This window comes from Candidatus Woesearchaeota archaeon, assembly GCA_018302225.1.
GTDB lineage: Archaea > Nanobdellota > Nanobdellia > SCGC-AAA011-G17 > JAGVZY01 > JAGVZY01.
This window is the reverse complement of sequence record JAGVZY010000011.1, coordinates 1-20,754: the sequence shown is the minus strand read 5'-3', so window position 1 is coordinate 20,754 and position 20,754 is coordinate 1. Positions and strand designations below refer to the sequence as shown.

The following is a 20,754-nucleotide window of genomic DNA, read 5'->3' as shown; positions in this document are numbered from 1 at the left end:
TTTCTTCTTTTGATAATTAAGTTATTCATATAGCATATAGCCTATAGTTTTGCAAAGATAAGAACAGACTTATTTAGCTTAGAAGAAATTATTCCAGATCCGTTATCTTTCCAAATCAAAATAAAAAAGAATTTGAAAAATATATTAATAATTATCCTTCATTTAATATGTATCTTCCAGAGTATAAAGTTGGAGTAATGCAAGAAAAAAAAGTTTTGCCTTATTTAAGATATTTATTACAAGGAAAAGTGATTAAAGATGCCAAAATTATAGAAGCGATAGAAGAAAAAGGAAAATATAAGTGTTCAATTAAACTTGCAAACGCTTTAGATAATTTTGGTTCGGGAGGAATTTTAGCTTCAATAAGATTTTTATCTGAAAAATATTTTATTCCAAATAAAATTTCTATTTGTTTACTTAGAACAGGTGTTATCTTAAATAAGGGAGATAAATTAATATTTGATTTAGATAGAATGGTAGTTTATAATCCTAAATCAAAATAAAATTTTTAAAATTGCAAATCCAATTAGACATCCCGCAATTATAAACGGCATTGCAGGATAAAATTTTTTCTTTTTGCTTAATAATAAAAGTGCTAATAACCCTAAACCTGCGAAAAATGAGACTATAAGACTATAAAAGCTATAATCTCTGAATAATACAGCTGCAAAAATTAACGGAAATCCTATGTCTCCTCCACCAAGAATTGCAAAGTTTTCAGATTTTTTTCCGTAAAGTATCATTAATCCTGCAAACACTTTTAGTTTTGTTTGATATTTTGCGAGTTTTATCATGTGTTTTGTTTTCCAGACTGCAATCATATCATAAACTGAAATAACTAAAAGAAGAATTATTATTGAAATCACTGAAAAAATATTAAAAAATAGGACTGCTAATCCAGAATACATAATTAATTCTGGTAAATTGTGTGTAATTAATGATCTTTTGAAAACTTTTAGTAAAGCTAATATTATTCCAATTACTCCAGCAATTAAACTTCCTAAGAATGGAGTTAAAGCTATTGCACAAGTAATTGCAATTGTGAAAATAAACCAAAATTTCCACAAAACATTTGCATTGAGTCTGACTAATATCAGTGCAAATATCGTTCCGATTAAAAATAAGATAATTATTGGTATGTATGAAGTTTCTCTTTCAAATTGAGGATAATCTAAATCATAGGGTAATTTGTTTAATTTTTCTATTTTTTCTCCAGATGCAGAGATTTCAGTTGAATAATACTTTGAAATTACAAAAATACCTATTGTTTGAATAATTAAGAATAAGAAAACTAAAATTAAAGTTATTTTTAAAGTGTGTTTCATAGGTATAAATTATTTCAAGGTATATAAAAACCTTTTTAAATTTTAGATTATAAATCAAAAATAGGCTTAAACTATCACTCTGTAATTAAGACAAGAATTTAATAACTAATTTAATATTTACTTGTTGATGACTATACAGATAGAGGCAAAAGAGATTAGTAAGTCTTTTGGCAAGTTAGATGTTTTAAAAAATGTAAAATTAGCCGTTTCACAGGATGAAATCTTTGGAATTATAGGTGAATCTGGTTCTGGTAAGACAACTCTATTAAATATTATTGTGGGATTTATGGATTCTGATTCTGGAAAGGTTTTGTTTGAGTCTAAACCTATGTCTAAACCTATAAAGAATATAATTGGTTTTGCAACACAAGAAAATTGCGTATATAATAAATTGACTGTACAAGAAAATCTTAATTATTTTGGTAAGCTGTATAGTTTGACTGATAAACAGATTAAAGAAAACAGTGAGAGTATATTAAAATTAGTTGAATTATATGATTATAAAAATATGCTTGCAGAACATCTTTCTGGGGGTATGCAAAGAAGATTAAATATCGCTTGTGCATTAATACATAATCCTAAAATTTTGATATTAGATGAACCTACTGAAGATTTAGATCCGATATTAAGAGAAGAAATAATAATGTTAATTAAGAAGATAAATTCTCAGAAAACAACTGTAATTATGACTTCTCACTTGCTTGATGAAGCTGAAAGAATATGTGACACAATTGCCGTTTTGCATAATGGAATAGTTATTGCTTCAGGAAGTCCTCATGAGCTAATAGACACTTATTCAAAGAGTAAAGAAATTGTTATTAAAGCTAAAGATGCTGATTTTAGTAAGGTTTTGAATATAATTAAAAGTATTAAAGAAGATAAAATTATACAAAGAAGAGAGGAAGAAATTGTAGTTTATACTAATGATAGCGAAGATTTATTCCCTAAAGTTGTTCAGAAAATTGATGAAGCCAAACTTGATTTAATCAAATTAGAATTGAAAAAACCTTCTTTATATGAAGTATTTGAATTCTTAGTTAAAAAAGTTCAATTAAAACAAATTAAGCAAGATGAAAAACTTAATGAACAAAAAATAGTTTTGCCTAAAGAAGAGGTTGCTAAATAATGTCAAAATTAATTGCAATAATAAAGAAGAATTTGAAGTTATTAACTAGATCTACTTCTTCTTCATTAGTTATGATTTTAGGGCCACTTATTTTAATTGCATTAGTGGGTGTGGCATTTAATACTTCATCTTTGTATGGTGTAAAACTTGGAGTTTATTGTGAATCTTATAATGAGCTTTCGAATTCCCTTGTTCAAAGTCTGGAAGATAATCAATTTAAAATAATAAAGGTGAATTCAGAAGCAGAGTGTACTGAAAAAATAAAACAAGGAAGTCTAAATATTTGTTTAAAAATGCCTGCTAATATGGAAATATCTAATGAGGCTAAAAATACAATTACATTTTATATTGATAAGTCGAGAATGAATTTAGTTTATGCTATTTTGGATACTATTTCAGACAAAATTTCTCAGAGATCAGATCAATTAAGTTTAGAATTAACTAATGTATTATTAACTACTATTACCTCGGCTAAAGACGAGTTAAGTGCAAAAAAGTTAGTTGTTGCAGAAGTGAGTTCTACTATGGTGGATTCATCTTCCAAATTAGATGTAATAAATAAAGATTTTTCAAGTATAAATTTAACAAGTAGTTCTTTAAATACTACTACAAGCTACAATTCTTTCTTAAATAGTGCAAATTTGAGTGAAGATGATAAAGAAAGTTTGGGTGATGTTGTTGAAAAAATGCAAGATGTAATTGATGATTTAAATGTTAAATTAAATACTGCATCTACAAAAATTGTAACTGCAAATACTCAAATTCAAACAATCAAACAATCCATTGATACCTCTTCCCCTAAGATTGCAAGTATTTCTACTGCTATGGATAGTATTCTTACTAGCATAAATGCGATTAAAGTAACTAAAGCAGAAAATATTATTTCTCCTATAACTACAGAAATAAAAACTATAACTCTTGAAAAAACACATTTAAATAATTTAATACCTGCATTGATGTTATTAGTCTTAATGTTTACAACTTTATTATTATCTTCTACTACTACTGTTGAAGAAAAATTATCTAAAGCTTATTTTAGAAATTTCATTACACCTACACCCCAAATCTTATTTATGCTTGGAACTTTCTTAACTAATGTATTAGTTGTTTTAGTTCAGTTTGCAATTATATTTGGAGCATTGTACTATTTCTTACCTTTAGCACCTGCACAAATAGGTTATGCATTGGTTTTAATTTTATTATGCGCAATTGTATTCACTTTGTTAGGAATGGTAATAGGATATGTATTAAACTCAACTGAAACTACAACTTTAGCATCTATAACTATTGGAAGTTTGATACTATTATTTTCAAATACTATTATGCCTACAGAAGCATTACCTCTGGCTATAAGAAGATTTGTTGATTATAGTTCTTTTGTTATTGGTGAAAGTGCGTTGAAAAAAGTAATGTTATTTAATTATGGTTTAGATAAGGCTTTATTTGAAATCTATGTTTTGTTAGCTTATGCCACAATCTTCTTTGTTGCTATAATTTTAATACAACAATCAACAGGCAGATTATACAAATTAACTAAAAAGTTCACAAGAGGTAAAGAAAGTCACCTTGATATAAATAAGAGATTACATCCTGATGAAAAGGCAGTTGCTACAAAGGTTGTAAAAGATAAAAAAGAAGTTATTAGCAAGAGAGGTTTAAAGATTGAACATAAATTAAACCCAAGAGTATTCTTTAGAGAGCATAAGTTAGACTTGCATATTATAAAGAAAAAATAGCAATATTTAAATAAATCTACTTCTAAAGGCTTATTATGAAGGTAACACCCTGGGAAGTTGAAGGTTCTATTGATTATGATAAGTTGATAAAAGAATTTGGTGTTCAAAGATTAGATAATAAATTGTTTGAAAGGTTGAAGAAGCATACCAAAACTTTACATCCTATGCTATCAAGAGGTATTGTTTTTGTTCATAGGGATTTAGATTTTGCATTAAAAGAATATGAAAGTGGAAAAAACTTATTTTTATATACTGGTAGAAGTCCGTCAGGACCAATACATATAGGTCATGTTTTTGGCTGGGAATTTACAAGATGGTTACAAGAAAAATTGGATTTAGAATTATGGTTTCAATTTCCAGATGAAGAGAAATTTTTGTTTAAAGAAAATTTAAGTTATGAAACTGCACAAAAGTATTTAAAAGAAAATATGTTGGATATAATTGCGCTTGGTTTTAATCCAAAAAAGACCCACTTTATTATTGATACTAAACATGCTTCATTAATGTATTCAGAAGCAGTAAAAGTTGCAAAGAAAATTACCTTTTCAATGGTAAAATCAAGTTTTGGTTTGAATGATTCTACTAATATTGGTGCAATATTTTATACTTCAATGCAAGCAGTTCCAGCATTTTTACCTTCTATAATAAATAATAAAAAATTAGTTTGCTTAATTCCACATGGTGTAGATCAAGATCCTCATTTTAGGCTAACAAGGGATATTTTACCTAAATTAGGTTATTATAAGCCTGCTTCAATACAATGGATGATGATACCTCCTTTACAAGGTGTTCAAGGTAAAATGCAGTCTCATAATTCAGATGCAGCAATTTTCTTATCTGACACCCCTGAACAAGTTAAAAAGAAAATAAATAAATATGCTTTTTCAGGCGGGCAGGCAACAATTGAAGAACATAGAAAAAAAGGTGGAAATCCTGAAATTGATGTCTCTTATCAATATTTGAAAGCTTTTTTTGAACCAGATAATGAAAAATTAAAAAAAATACATGATGATTATAAATCTGGAAAATTACTGACTGGAGAATTAAAACAGATTTTAATTGATAAGATAAATAAATTCTTAAAAGAACATCAAGAAAGAAGAAGAAAAGCTGAAAAAGAATTAGATAAATTTATTTTCAAAATGTAATTATTTTGAGTTAAGTTTTTTCTCTAACTCTTTTTTATATTTTATAATGTTTAGTTGCATAACTACTTCTAGATTTAGATCTTTTAGAGCTTGATTAATTTTTTCTTCTGAAGCAAATTGTGTTAATGCTTTTGATTTAGTGTTGATTATCTTAGGGAGGAGGTTTTCTATTAAATTGTTACACCAAATTATTTCTTGTTTAATTTGCGGAGTTTTTAGTTTTTTTATTTTATCTAGCTTTAATTTGATTTTATCCTCTAATATTGAGAATTTCTTTTTGTCTATAAAGTCCATAATATACTAAAAAAGCAAAAATATATAAATAATTTTTGTTTTTCGGCTTGTTATGGTAGAGGTTTTGCAGGCAATTTGGAGTGTTTTTTTGGGTATCTGATTTTTCTAAGAAAGCAGATGCAAAAGAACAAGCAACTTGTTTAATTTATGATGCTTTGAATAAAGAAAAGATTTCAATATCTTATCCAGCGCATACGGCTCTAATGAAAAAATTTGAATAAATTTATTTGCAATATCCTTTAATTGTAGCGAGTGCTTGGCAGATGGTTCTTATATCTTTAGTATTACTAGAAATACTTGGATTAGGCATATATTTGACTGCGTTTAAGGCCGCGTCATAAACTTTTTCTAGTTCTTCAGCATTAAATTCGTTTAGATGGATGCCTGTCACGATTACTCTTCCATCAGATAAGGGTTCTATTTTTTTATCTATTTGTTTTCTGGCGAGATCTCTTGCTTTAATAAATAACTCTGTTGCTTCTTCTGCAGTAATTACTTTTTCTTGGGAATATAGTTCTGGGAATTCCCACCAATTTAATATTCCCTCTAAGGTCGGATTTTCTTCAGGATTGGTTAAATCTTTTATTCCTGTATAAACCATTATTTTGTTGTTATAGGGTGCAACAGAGCATTCTCTTTTTTCCCTATTATTTCTGCACAAGATTTTTCTGTACTCTTCGAAATATTCTTTAAAGTTAATTTCTTTAATTTCACTTTTCCCAAGATATTTTTTTAATTTTTTTGTAACTTCTGTTTCATTCATATTTCTAACATATCTTGATTTCATTAATTGAATTAAAAAAGGATGATAGGTTGAAAGATTTTGGAATTTTTTTGTAAATTCAATGTATGATTCAAATGCTTTACTTTCAAATTTTAATTTTTCATTTATTTGAGTGTAAATATTTTCTATTTCAAATGGACTAAAAACATTTATTTGTCTGTCTTTTGTTCCTAAAATTGTAACTTTGTTATTTAGAACTTCCCATTCTCCAGAGTCATTTTCTAAAAAAGGCAATAAATTTTTATAAATTGAGAATGTTTTGAATGAATCAGGTGTAAAATATAATTCTATCTTCTCAAATTTATTTTTTGATTTATTATAATCAACTTTGAAACTATGGGCACCATGAAAGCTTATTCCACCCTTGCTAGTTAAATGGCCTGAATCTTCTAAGAATATGTTGCTTATTTTGATAATTCTATCTAATAGCACATTTTCTCTTAGTTCATTGTCTGTAGCCATGAGGTTATATAAACCTAATAAATTTATAAGACTAATGCATTTCTATTGAGATGTTATTACCTTTAAATAACAAACTCGGAAAGTTTTATAAACATTTGTGAGCTATTGTTCTTAGTTGTTATACAAAATACGGGTGAAAAATGATAGTTAAAGAAGAATTTTTAAACAAAATAAAAAACTCATTTGAATTAAATATTTATGAAGCTAAAATATGGACGGCTTTACTTTCTAGAGGTATTTCGACAGCTGGTGAATTAAGTGACATTTCTGGGGTTCCAAGATCAAGAAGCTATGATGTTCTTGAGAGTCTTGAAAGGAAAAGCTATATTATAATGAAATTAGGGAAACCAATAAAATACTTGGCTGTAGAACCTAGTGAGATTATAAATAGGATAAGAAAGAATGTAAAGTATGATACTGAAAGAAAACTTAAAACTTTGGAAGATATAAAAACAACTGATTTGTTTGGAGAGTTAAACTTGTTACATAAACAAGGAATAAGTTTTATAGAACCTGCTTCTTTATCCGGTTCATTAAAAGGAAGAAATAATATTTATGATCATTTGGATTCATTACTTAGAAACGCAGAAAAATCTGTAGTTATAGTAACAACTGCAAAAGGATTGATAAGAAAGAATGAAGCACTTAAGAAAACTTTAAGAAAATTAAAAGCAAAAGGAGTTAATATTAGAATTGCTGCACCTGTAACAAAAGAATCTAGTTATGCAGCAGAAAGTTTAGCAGAAGTTGCAGATGTTAGAAACACTAAAAGAGTGAATGCAAGGTTTGCAGTTGTGGATAATAAAAATCTTTTATTTATGGTTATGAATGATGAGGATGTTCATTCAGCATATGATGTAGGAATTTGGGCAGAAACTCCATTTTTTGCTTCTGCTATTGAGGGCTTATTTAATGTTGTTTGGGAAAAATTAGAACCAATGGGAGAGGCTGTTAAAAAAATAAAAGTTACTGCTTAAATTTAAAATAATTGGTTATCATAATCACCTCTTTTCCCAGGAAAAAGCTCTCCCTGCAAGGGGCTTTTTCTTGGGTTTATAATATAAATACTTATAAAAATGAAATTTACAAATTTTGTCGCAATTGATAGGATAGATTTTATTAGAGCATATATTCAAAATTTAAATGTAGATACAGATTATAGAATTTATTTTCAGGAAGAACATCTCATTCCAAATACAAATTATATAAAAAACGCATTTAATAGTCTAAATAGTAACTATTTAGGTAATAATTTAATTATTATCAGTTTTAGTTCTTTGATAAAATTTGGAGAAGATAAATCTCTTTGTGTAGATCCTTCTGATTCCCCTCTTGAAAGAATATTAAATAAATCTAATAGTAAATTTATAATAAGACAAAGTTTTGAGGATAAATTAAAAAAATTACCTAATTTGTTATATTTCACAGCTGATTCTCCAGGAAATAGGCAAATGAAGCGATTAAGAAGCTATTTAGTTTAAATATAAAGGCAATCTTTTTAAATAAGTATATTTTTAATCCTTTTAGTATGAAAGATACTGCAAAAGAGACAGAATTAAGTAAGATAGTTGAAACTTTGCACCCATTAGAAAGAAAGGTTTTGCCTTTTCTTAGCCAAGCTTCTAGTTTAAATGAACTTATGAAAAAAACGTCTTTAAAAGATGTTGAAGTAATGAGGGCCTTGCAATGGTTAGAAAATAAAAAAGTTTTAGTAATTTCTACTTTATTAGACGAAGTTATTGTTCTGGATAAAAATGGTATAAAATATAAAAAAAATGGATTGCCTGAAAGAAGATTTTTAAAAGTTTTAAAAGAAAAATCAAAAACAATAGAGCAACTTAAGAATGAGACTAAATTAAATCAAGAAGAATTTTCTATTTCAATTGGTGTTCTGAAGAAAAAAGGTTTGATAAAGCTTGGAAAAGAAGTAGAATTAACTGATTTAGGAAAAAAAGCTTTTAATGAATTAACACTTGAAGAAAAATTTATCCATCAATTACCTTTGAACATTAAAGAACTAAAACCAGAACAAAAATATGCTTTGGAAGAACTCAAGAAAAGAAAAGAAATAGTAAATATAGAATTAGTTAAAGAGAAAAAATTTGAATTGACTGAACTTGGAAAAAGATTAGCTAAAATAAAAGTCCATAATACTACTTTAGAGCAATTGACTCCAACTATATTAAATTCTGGTGCTTGGAAGGGTAAAACCTTTAGAAGATATGATGTATCTATTAATGTTCCTACTATTTTTGGGGGAAGAAAACACTTTGTTAATCAAGCTGTAGATAGTATAAAAAAAGTTTGGTTAAATTTAGGGTTTAAAGAGATGTCTGGAGATTTTGTTCAAACTTCATTTTGGAATTTAGATGCTTTATTTGTACCACAAGATCATCCTGCAAGAACTATGCAAGATACTTTTTTTGTTAAGAATCCTAAATTAGGAAAATTGCCTGATAAAAAAATAGTTGAAGCTGTAAAAAGAGTGCATGAAAATGGTGGTGATACAGGTTCAAAGGGTTGGAATTATAAATGGGATGAAAATATTGCAAAATTAAATGTTTTAAGAACACATACCACCACTTTATCTGTAAAAACCATTGCAAATTTAGATAAAAATAAATTACCCTTGAAATTTTTCTCAATAGGAAGAGTTTTCAGAAATGAAGCTTTAGATTGGAAACATTTGTTTGAGTTTGTACAAGTTGAAGGAATAGTAGTTGATAGAAACGCTAATTTTAGAAACTTATTAGGATACTTAAAAGAATATTATTATAAAATAGGATTTGATAAAATAAGATTTAGACCTTCATATTTCCCTTATACTAAATTTTCATTAGAAGTTGAGGTATTTGATGAGAAAAGAAAAGAATGGGTAGAATTAGGTGGGGCAGGTATATTTAGACCTGAAGTTATTAAACCTTTGTTAGGAGAAGATATACCTGTATTAGCTTGGGGACAAGGAATGGAGAGATCAATATTAAGATATTATAATTTAGATGATTTGAGAGAATTATATAAAAATGACTTAGCTTTAACAAAAAAAGCAAAGGAATGGATGTAAAATGGCTTTAATAGTATTTTCAAAAAAAGATTTGTTAAAATTGCTTGGGAAAAATATTTCTGATGAGATTTTAATAGATAGAATTCCTATGTTGGGGGTTTCATTAGAAAATTTTGGTGAACAGATAGAAATTGATGTTACACCTAATCGACCAGATATGTTATGTGTTGAAGGTTTTGCAAGAAGTTTAAGTACATTCTTAGGAATAAAAAAAGGTTTAAAAGAATATTGTACTAAAAAATCTGCAAAATACAAAGTTAAGATAGATTCTAAAGTAAAAAATGTAAGGCCTTGTGTTGCATGTGCTGTTGCTTTAAATGTTAAGTTAGACAGCTACACTATACAATCAATAATGCAAGTGCAAGAGAAATTACATTCTACACTTGGAAGAAATAGAAAAAAAGTTTCTATTGGGGTTTATGATTTAAATAAAATTAAATTCCCCTTAACTTATACTACTAAACCAAAAGAGTTTTGTTTTACTCCTTTAGAGCATCATATGCCTATGAGTTTGCTACAGATTTTACAAAAACACGCAAAAGGTATAGAATATAGGCATTTGCTCGAGAATTATAATGAATATCCCATTTGGATAGATGCAAATAAACAAGTATTGTCTATGCCACCAATTATTAATTCTCAAGAAACAAAAGTTACTGAAACTACTAAGAACTTGTTTATTGATATAACTGGTTTGGAGCAAAATGCTGTTGAACAATGTTTAAAAATAATTATTACTGCCCTAGCAGATAGAGGTGCAATAATCTATGATATTTTAAATTTAAATTTAAAATCTGATAAAATTAGGATCGATTTTAAATATGTAAATAAATTATTAGGAATAGAATTAAAATCCAATGAAATTGGAAAATTACTTGCAAAAATGGGTTATAGTTTAAATGGAAATATAGTTGAAGTTCCTTGTTATAGAACAGATATTTTGCATCAAATGGATATCGCAGAAGATATAGCAATTGCTTATGGTTATGAAAATTTTGTTCCTGAAATTGAGAGATTACCTTCTGAAGCAGAAGAAAGTAAAATTGAAATTTTAAAAAGAAAAATCTCAGAAATAATGGCAAGTTTAGGATTTGTAGAAACAAATAATTTTAATATTTCTAGTAAAGAGATTATGCAGAATAAAACGCTTTCAAATTTAGAATGTATAGAATTAGAAAATGCTTTAAATCAGGATTATAATGTTCTTAGAAGCTGGATTATTCCTTGTTTGATGCAGGTTTTAAAAGATAATAAGCATAATGATTATCCTCAAAAAATATTTGAGATTGGAAGAGTTTTCAAAAAAGGTGAATCTGAAACAGGAGTTTTAGAAACTGAAAGAATGGGTGTTGCAATTTGTAGTCAAACTGCAAACTTTACAGAAATAAGACAGATTTTAGATGCTTTATTAAGCTCTTTAGGTTTAGATTATGCAGTGGAAGAAACTGAGCATGCTTCTTTTATTGCAGGAAGAGTTGGAAGAGTATTAGTTAATGGAAAAAAGATTGCTTATATTGGTGAAACAAGACCTGAAGTTCTAGAGAATTTTAATTTAACAATGCCTGTTGCGGCATTTGAATTGAATGTAAGTGAGTTGTTGAAGATTCTGAAAGAATAAAACCGTTTAAAAAAGCGCTTGTCTTTAGTTAACCAAATAAACTAAATTTAAGTTTTTATTTATTGAAATCAATTAATCTTCTTAATAAAAAATAAATCTTTTAAAAAATAAACTTGCTTTAAGATTTATTTTAAAGTTGTGTAAAATATTCCTTGAGTATGCTGGCCATAGTACATAAACCAATTATTATTAATTTTAATTAAAGTAGGATCACAAGGTGGATTTTCTGGGAATTTTTTAAGTGGGTCTTGATTATTTGTATATTCAAAAATAGGTGTTGAGAATATTTCATTTTGATAATCTACATGATAAACGCCTGAATAAGACCAAAAATAAAGTCTTAAAATTCCATCATCCCATTCAATAAATTCTGGACCATCAAGTAAACCTTGAAATTGCTCATTTCTGCTATCTAAAGCTAAACCTTTTTTCTCAAAAGTTAATCCATCTTTTGAAGTAGCCCATAAAAATAATTGAATATTATTGTTTGGAACATCTGAGGGATATTTTTCATTAATAGTACCCCTATAAACCATTATATATTCATTATCTTTTTGAATTACTGTCGGAGCAGCTACATTTTCTAAATTTAGTCCAAGATTATTTATTTTATCTATTCTAATTCCGTCTTCATCTTTGAATGTTAATCCATCATTAGAAATTGCACTTTTAATTGAATCTTGAGTTTGATAATATAATCTATACTGATTATTTGGCAGTTTAATTATGGATGGAAAAGTTGCCCATTCTTTTCTTTCTCCTGATTCTTGAGTCCAGATTATTCCATCATTTGAAAGAGCAGAATAAACTTGACCTTTAAATCCTTGAACTTCTGGTTCTGCAGAATAATATATTCTATATTTTCCATTTTCTAAATTTATTATATCTGCATCAGCATATTTTCCAGGAATAACCACACTTCCTAAAGTCCATAAAGAATCTGAAAGTAAGTTTGATTGAAATTTTTCAGGTAATTCTAAAAGATTATTTTCGAAATTAGGTTCTTCAACTATTCCTGATGAAGGTAATTGTGAAAATGAATTTTCAGTTTTATTATTGCAACCGATAATAAGAACTAAAGTTAGAATTAAAATGATTCCAATACCTACGCTTGTTAATACTTTGTTCAATTTAATCTTTTAAAAGATATATTCGCTATTATTTAAATGCTTCTATGGGTCAAATTGAAAGTAAATAAGTTTAAAGCAAGAAAGGCATTTCAACTTCTACTTTTTTAATATAATTAATTATTTTTTGTTTTAAGAACTCTAACTCTTCAAGTATTGTTGAGAGATCTTGATATATCGTATTAATATTATCATAATCTCTATTTAATATTTGAAATGAGTTATGACTGAACTTTTTAATTACAGAAATAGTTTGTTTTAATTTGGAACTTATTTTTTTAGCTTTTTCAATTTCTTGTTTTTCTTCTATGATTAAGTTTTCTTCTGTTTGTAAGAAATTTGAAAGGTCTAACAATTTTTTAATATCTTCTCTCCAAATGGGAGTTGCATTTATCATAACAAGAAGATATTCTTTTGCTCTAAATAAATTCTGATTTAATAAAAAATTATAAAAGTTATGTTGTAGGGGATTTAATTTTGCTTGATTAAAAAAGAAATAAGTTTCTATAGCCAACATATCACCAATTATTTGTTTGTTTTCTGCTAAAGTTGGTCCAATTACGATTCCTTGACAAGAAACTGTGCTTCTTTTAAATAATCCTCCATTTGAACAAAGAAGCTTTCCCCAGATTGAGACACTTGAATTAGAATAATTTAAGAAATCTGTTTCTGTGATTTCTCCAAGATATTTTGTTTTAAATAATCCCTCTGCAATTGGAGCCATTATTTATTACCTAACCTATTCTTTCATCTAATTTTGGTTTTGGATGAGAGGATTGTTGAGATTTATGTTGCTCAATCATTGTTTTTGCTTCTGCTTCTAAATCAACGCCTAAATCTTTTAATGTTTTTATGTGTGCTTTCATAATTGATTCCACAACATTAATTAATTTTACAAATTCATCACGTTCTTTTGCTAAGGTTGCTAATGCTCCCTTATGATAACCTATTTGTTCATCTTTTGATTTTTCCATTTTAATTCCCTCCATATAACAAGTACGCTTACGTTCAACTTCGTTGAAAATACCTCAACAAGTTGAGTGTATCAACGCGAATGTACATCAGCTGAGCTGAATACATTGAAAAATATTACTTTTTCCAGGGACTATGTCCAAATTGTATAAATAAATCAAATTGTTTTTCAATTTTTGTTGGTAAAATTGGTGTGTCACATGCACCATAACACGAATTTAACCAAATATATATTTCTGCTTTAGTTTTTTCTTTTAAATAGTCTGATACTTCTAAAGCTTTTGGTTTTAAACCATCCGGAAATTGCACTAAAACTTGCTTAGCTTTAGTTTTTTTTATTTCTTTTACTATTTTGTTTAATTCTAAGTTATAATTCATAATTTATTTAAAAGTTGGTGTTTTTAAATAGTTTATGGATTTTAAGGCTCATGTTTATAGATTGTGTAAGCAAATTTCTAAGGGGAAGGTTTCTACATACAAAGAATTGGCTAAAGCTTTGAATTCTAAGGCTTATCGTGTTATAGGCCAGATTTTACATAATAATTATAACTCTACTATTCCTTGTCATAGAATTGTAAACTCTAATGGTGAGTTAGGTGGGTTTAATAAGGGTTTAAAGGCTAAAATTGGACTTTTTAAGAAGGGGGGTGTTGTGGTAAAAAGGGGTAAAATAGTTGATTTTAAAAATATACGGTGCTATTTTAGGTAATATGAAACTATTTGAGTTTATAACTAATATTTTTAAGGTACAAGAAGAGGTTAAAGAATTGAATAATGAAAGTATCATAGACTATACAAGAGAATTTATTTCTGAAAATACATATAGATTTAACTCTGAGTGCAGTGATAGTTTAAATTTGTTTAAGAAAAAGATAAATGAATTAAAAGATAATATTTCTTTGTTAGAAAATGCAGAGATTCCAAAAGCTCCCCCAACAGATGAAAAAGCAAAACTAATAATTTTGGATAATCGGAATGCTTATATTAGACATCTAAAGGGATTTTTAAATGAAATTGAGATTGATAAGTTTGAACTTGAGAATTTTCCAGAGTTTTATACTAAATTTAACTATTTAATAAATGAATTTGGAAAAAAGACTGAGAGAAATTTTTATATTGTTCATACAACTCTTAAAGAATCCTCTAATGTTGCATCTTCATTAAAGCAAGCAGATGAAATTTTAAAAGAAATTAAAGAAAGGTATGATAAATTTAGATTGGTAGAAGTTTATGAAATAAAAAATAAAGTGAATCTTTATTTAAAATCTCAAGATGAGGGTACTATTGCAGTTAAACAAAGAAAAGCGATTGATGAAAAATTAAAACAAATAGATGATAAAAGATTGGAACTTGCGAAGAAGATAGATGAAATAAGAACGAGTCCTAAGTTTATAGAAGTTATAGAACTTAAAAAAAGAAAAAGTGAAATTGATTCTAGGATAAAAGAATTAAGACAAAAAGCTTTAGAACAATTTATGCCCCTTGATAAAGCATTAAAAAAATATTCCAAATTAAATAAAGAGTTTCTAGTTGCAAAATATTCTGAAGAGCCCTTTGAAGCTTTAGTATTAGATGAAGAATTGAAAATAGTTGAGTATTTAAAAAATATAAAAGATGATATTTTAACTCTTGATCTTGATGAAAAGAAAATGGAAAGAGCTTTGAATACTATTGAGTTATTAAGTTCTGAAAAATTAAAACAACTCCAAGAAGAATATAATAAAATTGCATCAGAACATAAGATGCTTAGAAACAAAATAACTTATAATCAAATGGAAGAAAAAGCTAATATGCTTCAAACAGAATTAGATAATATAATTGAAAATCAAAAATTACTTAGAAAAAAATTATCTGAATTAAATGAAAGAACAGTTGTAAATGAAAATGAATTAAAGAATGAAATTGTTTCAAAATTAAAAGGATTTAATCGAGAAGTAGTGTTTAAAGAAGTTAAGGCCGATTCTATACCTGAGGAAGTTGTACAAGATGATTCTACAAGTTTATCTATTCAAGAGAGTATAAATATTTGACAGAAAACCTTATAAATGTCTATTTCTAATAGAATTATATGCGTAAAGAGGTGAATATTAAAGAGTTTGAAAAAGAGAAACTTGCTAAGATTGCAGAGATTAGTCTTGTACTTAAAAGTTATGAAGATATTTTTTCTAGTTTTGATCCAAGAAGATATTCTGAAAGAGCATTATCTGTTGATTTTTTAGACGAAGCTGAAAGAGCTAGTAGAGATAAAGAAAAAGGAAGTATTGATTTAGAATTATTACTTCCAAAGAAACAAAGAAAAATTCATTATGAAAAGATGATTAAAAGAAGATTAAAAGATCATTTTAAAAAACATTTCGGACTTCTTGCAATAGAAAAGAAAAAGTCTATTTGGATGGGTGGAGCATTTGTGTTTTCAGGTATAGTAATTATGTTTCTTGCCGCTTTAGTATATTTTAAATTAGGAGAATCAACTTTGTTTTCATCATTTTTAGTCGTACTTTTAGAGCCAGCAGGATGGTTTTTATTCTGGGAAGGTTTAGATATTTTAATCTTTGAACCAAAAAAAAGAAAGCAAGATTATATGTTCTATGAAAAAATGGTTAAATGTAGAATTCAATTTGCAGATTTCTAATTTTTTCTTATTATTAAATAAATAAAGGGGGTACTTAAAATGGATATTATTACTTTTATTATGAATTGTCCTGTTATTAAAGGAATGAGTGGTGCAATTCCATAGAAAGCAATTGAAATAAAGAAAATAGAATCTATTAATTGGCTTAAGATTGTTGAAAAATTATTTCTTAACCATAAAAATTTGTCTTTTGTAACTTTTTTCCAGAAAAGATAAAAATAAATATCAAAATAATGGCTGATTAGATAGGCAATTAGAGAAGCTAAAACTATTCTTGGTGTTAATCCTAAAACTTTTGCAAACATTTCTGAGGTTTCTAGTGCAAATGGGGCAGGTTTCCATAAAATTGCTATATAAATTGTAAGTACTAAAATTATATTTGCACAAAATCCGAAAAAAACTGCTCTCTTTGCAACTTTTTTACCATACAATTCTGCTAAAATATTTGTAAGCATGAAAGTAATTGAATAGGCAATTACACCTGCTGAAACTATAAAACTTCCAAATAAAACTATTTTATTTGCAAGGATATTTGAAATTACAACTAAAGAAGCTAAGATAACTGAAATTAATTCAAAACCATATTTTTTACTTAGTAAAACTATGATTGAAACTATGCTTAAGGTAACTAAAATCCAGATTAAAATTAATAAGATTTCTTGCATTTTTCTATTAAAATGGAAAGTCTTTAAAAGGGTTTGCGTTACTTTTTTGTATGGGAAAATTAGGTATTACAAAGCAAGATTTGGTGAGTTATAAAGAGTATTTTGCTTCAACTTATACTAAAAGAACAATTGCAGTTACACCTTTTGCACTTGTAGGTACTTATTTAGGGACAATACTTGCTCAAACCTATTTAGTAAGTCCTGAAAATATCCAATTAATAGGCAAATTAACTACTAATGATGCCAAGGTTATAGGTGGATCTTTGATTGGTGCGGCTTTATTAAGGTGGCCGAATTATATCTATTTGACGCATGAAAAGTCAAAGAATTTGGAGAATCGGCAGGGTTTTAAGAGGCATATTTTTAAGAGTTTTGTGTTTGGCCAGGCATGTGGGGCAGTGCATACAGCCATAAAATCTAGTATAATGTATTATTTAAACAATAAGTATAATGTAGATTATACACTTGCATCTGTATTGGGTTTTCTTACTGGAACTAGTGCTTATTTGTACTTAATGCATGTTTTAGGTACTTATTCGGGTTTGAGTAGAGATTATACTGAGAATGAGAATTTAGGTAAAGAAAGGGTTGAAAAAGGGGTGTTTTCTAATCAAAACAGTAGTATAGATAACAGATTTTAAGGTATTTTGGGGTTTTTTAGAGTAACTTTTGGCGAATTATAGCTAATTTAAAGAGGTGTTTTTTTTATTGATAGTGTAAAGTACGTTTGCTAAGGGGTTTTCCAGAGTAATATTGTCATTCTATATGAGTAGTAAAAATAGGAAGGTTTATATATAAGTTAATACTACTAGGTAGTAATAATATGTTAGTTTAGTGTAAATTGTTGTCTGGTTTTGCAGGAGTTTTTTTCTGCATAAATAAGAGAATTATCTTACAAAGAGAATTTTCTGAAAAAGACAACAAAAAGTACTGCGAAATAACCTTCAAAACAAAGGTATTTCAAAGTCGGATTTTTTGATTTTTTCTAGTTTTAAGTTTCTTAATTTTTAAGTTTTTTAACTCATTTTGCTTGTAATAAGTGGAATAGGTTGGAAAACAAGATTTAAAGCTAATTACTTTAGGAGGTGATTCTTGTGATGGGATGATCTCTGAAAAGATGCTTATCTAAATTTCTAGTTAAACTAGAACAGAGGTACCATTAATACTTAATATTTTTTAACAATTTAACCGCCCACATTGACAGTTGTTTTAGATTTTAATCTACATAGATTTGAGTTTAGAGCAGCTGTCCTTTTTTGAAAGACAAGTTTTGGAATTATAAATTGAAGATATTTAAGATTAAGGAGGTATTGATACTATGCGTATGCTTACGTTGATTCTAATTATCTGTTTAATTCTTTCTCTTAAGACCAAGATTGCAGTAATTGAACGTAATTGAACAATATAAAGTAAAATAAAGAAGGTGAATCTAATGATTATAGCCGTGACTTACTGTGCTATACTCGCCGTCTTAGCAGGAGTGTTTTCACATAGCATATTTATAGCTTTTTTTCTGATGTCTCCGATTTTAGCAAAAGTAATTGTATATCTAATAGAATGTAAGGAAAGAAAAAAACCAAGAATCTGCTAAAGAAGTATTTATCAATATTCCTGCGGTGAGATAACTTTTCTTTTGAAAATAAGATTTTTTCACATATATCTGCCCCTTAGCTCATCAAGATATCTGTTTCTTATCCTAAATCGCGGGCTGTGGATTCTTCCTACTCAGATGAAGTAGCCATTTTTTTTGAAGGCGTTTGTATTTGATTAATAGATTTCTAAAATATTTTATTCGGAGGAATTTATCATGAAAAAAATAGCTCTTTTGGTTGCAGTTATATTAGTTCTTTTTTCAAAAAGTGTTTTCGCAGAAATGGCTGAGGATTCTGATTCAGCAATGTTTAATAATTGGATAGAATCAGAAAATTCGCTAAAGGATTCATTTGAAAGTACGAGGCCCAAAGATTTGAGCGATCAACTGATGAAAATTCTTGAGCATGCATCTAATCAGAAGGCAATTAAAAATAATCGAGTTGAAATTTCTACTGTTGGTGGACTTAAAGAAAAAACTCAGATTATTAAGATCAATGCTCTAAGCCTTAAGAATGAAACCCTCTTAGAAATAATTGAAGTTGCAAGTAAATCTGATGAAGTACAAATTGGTGCGCTTCTTATTTTTGATAAATTAGCTTATAAGCTTAACTCAGATCACATCTTTGAAGAAGTTTTTTCTGAAGAGGTTAATAATTTAATCAAAGTAAATAAAACTGAAAAATGCAAAATGAAACTGTATACTATCGGAGCTTCCACAATTGTAGGACTAATTGTTATAGCCCAAGTTGCAATCCCCGTTTTAATTTTAATTTGGATATTTTAAGTCAAAACTATCTTTTTAAGGAGGATATTAAAATGACTATTAATTTCGTGATGTCTTTAATGGGTTTAATCTTAGGGTTATTTTTGGTTTATTTTGGTGTTAAAAGCATGAACCGTTTGAAAAAAGCAGGAATTCCTACAAACCAAGGTGTAGGACAGGAAATGTTTACTTATGGTGTGTTTATATTTGTTTGTTGTCTATTTTTACTTATGCGAGCATGGCCAGATCATTCCAAGCAGGTTATCGTTAAGCCTGCAAAAATCTATAGAAATACACTTGTGAAGAGAAATTTATATGCAGATAATTACGATTGCAAGATTTTAATCCATCAAGAAATTGGTGGATTTGAACTGCAGATCGGGACTGCTAACAAATCCAATAGAAACATCGAATTATCTAGACCATGTGCATTAGTTTATGTCTCCTTTTTTGAAGATGGTAGCGGATTCTTTTTAAGAGAAGTTCGATTCAGAGGATCTTCTAAGGATATTAAAAACTCTGGCCTACTTACACTTCTACAGGATAATCAGCTTTATCGCCTTGCAGATTATATGTATGACCTTTCACTAAGGCCACCCGGTGACAAAATTCTTTTTGATCCTACGCATCCTGAAAAATAAATATCGCTTCCTGATAAAAGGTTGCCAATATACTTTGCAGTGAGGCAACTTTTCTTTTGAAAAATAATCCTGGAACTATTCCAGTTTGAAATAGATTAAGATTGTGAAAATTCTGGAGGTGTTTAATCTATGGATAAGATAATTAGTCTAATCGAACAATTAATGATAGGGGGGTGTCACTTTTTATAATAATATTAGTAGTGGTTTTTCTTGAAGGGAAGATAAATAAGAAAAGTTAGGAAACAAATTTTTTTAAGGAGGTAATTTATTATGAAAAAGAGTTTTGTTATATTGGTTTTTTTCATTCTTGTTTCAAGTTCAATGAATTGCTCAACTATCTCTTCTAATATTAAAACAAATCCTTTGATGAGACAACTTAACTTAGCTCAGAGAAATTCTTTTTTCCCCTGTGTAATCATCACATTACAAAGTGAACCACGAGTGATATGTCCAAACAGTACTTGTTTTGAGAGGTTTTACATAATTGAAGAAGAATTTATTAAGAGTAATTGGACGTGTGACACAGTTAAGTGTTATATATTGCTATCTGAATATGAAAAAAATGGAAAGAAAATGAGATCTTATCAGCTGGATAAGATTTATCATGATATAATGGGGGGGTTGAAAGAATGTAGAGCTTGCGAAAAAAATGGACGCAAGATTATCTGGCTTGATGAAAATACAGGAGAGATTTATTTGGTTGCTAAACTTACTGAAGATAATTCTATGCTTGATCCTAAAAAACCAGATTATGTGGATAGAGAAGAATTTTTGATTAGAAAATTATTTGCAAATAATTCCGCA

24 protein-coding genes are annotated in these 20,754 nt (G+C 27.8%); 16 read left to right on the top strand and 8 right to left on the bottom strand.

The features are described from left to right. Positions 1-197 precede the first annotated feature (197 nt). Positions 198-503: a hypothetical protein gene (locus J4403_02720; GenBank protein MBS3167096.1), complete on the top strand. Its 306-nt coding sequence runs from the start codon at positions 198-200 to the stop codon at positions 501-503. Here J4403_02720 and J4403_02715 read toward each other — a convergent pair. Beyond that, entirely contained in the window at positions 495-1,325 is an 831-nt protein-coding gene (locus J4403_02715) for a hypothetical protein (protein MBS3167095.1), read from the bottom strand. The genes J4403_02720 and J4403_02715 overlap by 9 nt on opposite strands. A gap of 127 nt (positions 1,326-1,452) precedes the next feature. On the opposite strand from J4403_02715, the gene J4403_02710 reads away from it, so the two are divergent. Genes J4403_02710 through J4403_02700 form a run of 3 tightly spaced genes read left to right on the top strand, consistent with a single transcriptional unit; the run spans position 1,453 to position 5,335 of the window. Next, the gene (locus tag J4403_02710; protein MBS3167094.1) at positions 1,453-2,451 is read left to right on the top strand and encodes an ABC transporter ATP-binding protein; all 999 of its coding nucleotides are present in this window, start codon (positions 1,453-1,455) and stop codon (positions 2,449-2,451) included. Then, the gene (locus J4403_02705) at positions 2,451-4,187 is read left to right on the top strand and encodes an ABC transporter permease (protein MBS3167093.1); all 1,737 of its coding nucleotides are present in this window, start codon (positions 2,451-2,453) and stop codon (positions 4,185-4,187) included. Before J4403_02710 ends, J4403_02705 begins: the two co-directional genes overlap by 1 nt. 35 nt (positions 4,188-4,222) lie before the next feature. Continuing rightward, entirely contained in the window at positions 4,223-5,335 is a 1,113-nt protein-coding gene (locus tag J4403_02700; GenBank protein ID MBS3167092.1) for a tryptophan--tRNA ligase, read from the top strand. Here J4403_02700 and J4403_02695 read toward each other — a convergent pair whose 3' ends face one another. Beyond that, positions 5,336-5,629, bottom strand: coding sequence for a hypothetical protein (locus tag J4403_02695; protein MBS3167091.1), 294 nt, complete (start codon positions 5,627-5,629; stop codon positions 5,336-5,338). A gap of 80 nt (positions 5,630-5,709) precedes the next feature. Here J4403_02695 and J4403_02690 point away from each other — a divergent pair, with 80 nt between their 5' ends. After that, positions 5,710-5,850 carry a hypothetical protein gene (locus tag J4403_02690; protein ID MBS3167090.1) on the top strand — a complete coding sequence of 47 codons (141 nt, stop codon included), beginning with the start codon at positions 5,710-5,712 and terminating at the stop codon, positions 5,848-5,850. A 2-nt stretch (positions 5,851-5,852) separates the two neighbouring features. Here the strand turns inward: J4403_02690 and J4403_02685 are convergent, their stop codons facing one another. Beyond that, a complete protein-coding gene (locus J4403_02685) occupies positions 5,853-6,875 on the bottom strand; it encodes a hypothetical protein (protein ID MBS3167089.1) in 1,023 nt (340 codons plus the stop codon). Between the two features lie 140 nt (positions 6,876-7,015). Between J4403_02685 and J4403_02680 the strand changes: the two genes are divergently transcribed. From J4403_02680 to J4403_02665, 4 genes are all read left to right on the top strand, one after another. Beyond that, complete coding sequence (locus J4403_02680) at positions 7,016-7,852, top strand: TrmB family transcriptional regulator (GenBank protein ID MBS3167088.1); 837 nt, start codon at positions 7,016-7,018, stop codon at positions 7,850-7,852. Positions 7,853-7,951: 99 nt separating this feature from the next. Beyond that, positions 7,952-8,356 carry a hypothetical protein gene (locus J4403_02675; protein ID MBS3167087.1) on the top strand — a complete coding sequence of 135 codons (405 nt, stop codon included), beginning with the start codon at positions 7,952-7,954 and terminating at the stop codon, positions 8,354-8,356. 47 nt (positions 8,357-8,403) lie between these two features. After that, positions 8,404-9,939 carry a phenylalanine--tRNA ligase subunit alpha gene (locus J4403_02670; GenBank protein ID MBS3167086.1) on the top strand — a complete coding sequence of 512 codons (1,536 nt, stop codon included), beginning with the start codon at positions 8,404-8,406 and terminating at the stop codon, positions 9,937-9,939. Between the two features lies 1 nt (position 9,940). Next, a complete protein-coding gene (locus J4403_02665; GenBank protein ID MBS3167085.1) occupies positions 9,941-11,557 on the top strand; it encodes a phenylalanine--tRNA ligase subunit beta in 1,617 nt (538 codons plus the stop codon). A 125-nt stretch (positions 11,558-11,682) separates the two neighbouring features. Here the strand turns inward: J4403_02665 and J4403_02660 are convergent, their stop codons facing one another. The 4 genes from J4403_02660 to J4403_02645 form a co-directional block, all read right to left on the bottom strand. Beyond that, a complete protein-coding gene (locus J4403_02660; GenBank protein ID MBS3167084.1) occupies positions 11,683-12,687 on the bottom strand; it encodes a hypothetical protein in 1,005 nt (334 codons plus the stop codon). A 70-nt stretch (positions 12,688-12,757) separates the two neighbouring features. Continuing rightward, positions 12,758-13,408 (bottom strand): hypothetical protein, encoded by a 651-nt coding sequence (locus J4403_02655; GenBank protein ID MBS3167083.1) that lies wholly within the window; start codon positions 13,406-13,408, stop codon positions 12,758-12,760. 10 nt (positions 13,409-13,418) lie between these two features. Then, a complete protein-coding gene (locus J4403_02650) occupies positions 13,419-13,658 on the bottom strand; it encodes a hypothetical protein (GenBank protein ID MBS3167082.1) in 240 nt (79 codons plus the stop codon). 115 nt (positions 13,659-13,773) lie between these two features. Continuing rightward, on the bottom strand, positions 13,774-14,034 hold the full coding sequence (locus tag J4403_02645) for a diphthamide synthesis protein (GenBank protein MBS3167081.1): 261 nt from the start codon (positions 14,032-14,034) through the stop codon (positions 13,774-13,776). Between the two features lie 34 nt (positions 14,035-14,068). Between J4403_02645 and J4403_02640 the strand changes: the two genes are divergently transcribed. The 3 genes from J4403_02640 to J4403_02630 are packed head-to-tail and all read left to right on the top strand — an operon-like array spanning position 14,069 to position 16,288. Further along, positions 14,069-14,365 (top strand): MGMT family protein, encoded by a 297-nt coding sequence (locus tag J4403_02640; protein ID MBS3167080.1) that lies wholly within the window; start codon positions 14,069-14,071, stop codon positions 14,363-14,365. Position 14,366: 1 nt separating this feature from the next. Beyond that, positions 14,367-15,686: a hypothetical protein gene (locus tag J4403_02635; GenBank protein MBS3167079.1), complete on the top strand. Its 1,320-nt coding sequence runs from the start codon at positions 14,367-14,369 to the stop codon at positions 15,684-15,686. A gap of 38 nt (positions 15,687-15,724) precedes the next feature. Further along, the gene (locus tag J4403_02630) at positions 15,725-16,288 is read left to right on the top strand and encodes a hypothetical protein (protein ID MBS3167078.1); all 564 of its coding nucleotides are present in this window, start codon (positions 15,725-15,727) and stop codon (positions 16,286-16,288) included. Here J4403_02630 and J4403_02625 read toward each other — a convergent pair. Further along, entirely contained in the window at positions 16,285-16,944 is a 660-nt protein-coding gene (locus J4403_02625; protein MBS3167077.1) for a queuosine precursor transporter, read from the bottom strand. The genes J4403_02630 and J4403_02625 overlap by 4 nt on opposite strands. Before the next feature lie 59 nt (positions 16,945-17,003). On the opposite strand from J4403_02625, the gene J4403_02620 reads away from it, so the two are divergent. The 4 genes from J4403_02620 to J4403_02605 form a co-directional block, all read left to right on the top strand. Further along, positions 17,004-17,594 (top strand): hypothetical protein, encoded by a 591-nt coding sequence (locus J4403_02620; protein ID MBS3167076.1) that lies wholly within the window; start codon positions 17,004-17,006, stop codon positions 17,592-17,594. 1,166 nt (positions 17,595-18,760) lie between these two features. Further along, positions 18,761-19,330: a hypothetical protein gene (locus tag J4403_02615; GenBank protein ID MBS3167075.1), complete on the top strand. Its 570-nt coding sequence runs from the start codon at positions 18,761-18,763 to the stop codon at positions 19,328-19,330. A 32-nt stretch (positions 19,331-19,362) separates the two neighbouring features. Next, on the top strand, positions 19,363-19,950 hold the full coding sequence (locus J4403_02610) for a hypothetical protein (GenBank protein MBS3167074.1): 588 nt from the start codon (positions 19,363-19,365) through the stop codon (positions 19,948-19,950). Positions 19,951-20,220: 270 nt separating this feature from the next. Then, the coding region (locus tag J4403_02605) for a hypothetical protein (protein MBS3167073.1) at positions 20,221-20,754 on the top strand (534 nt) is incomplete at its 3' end.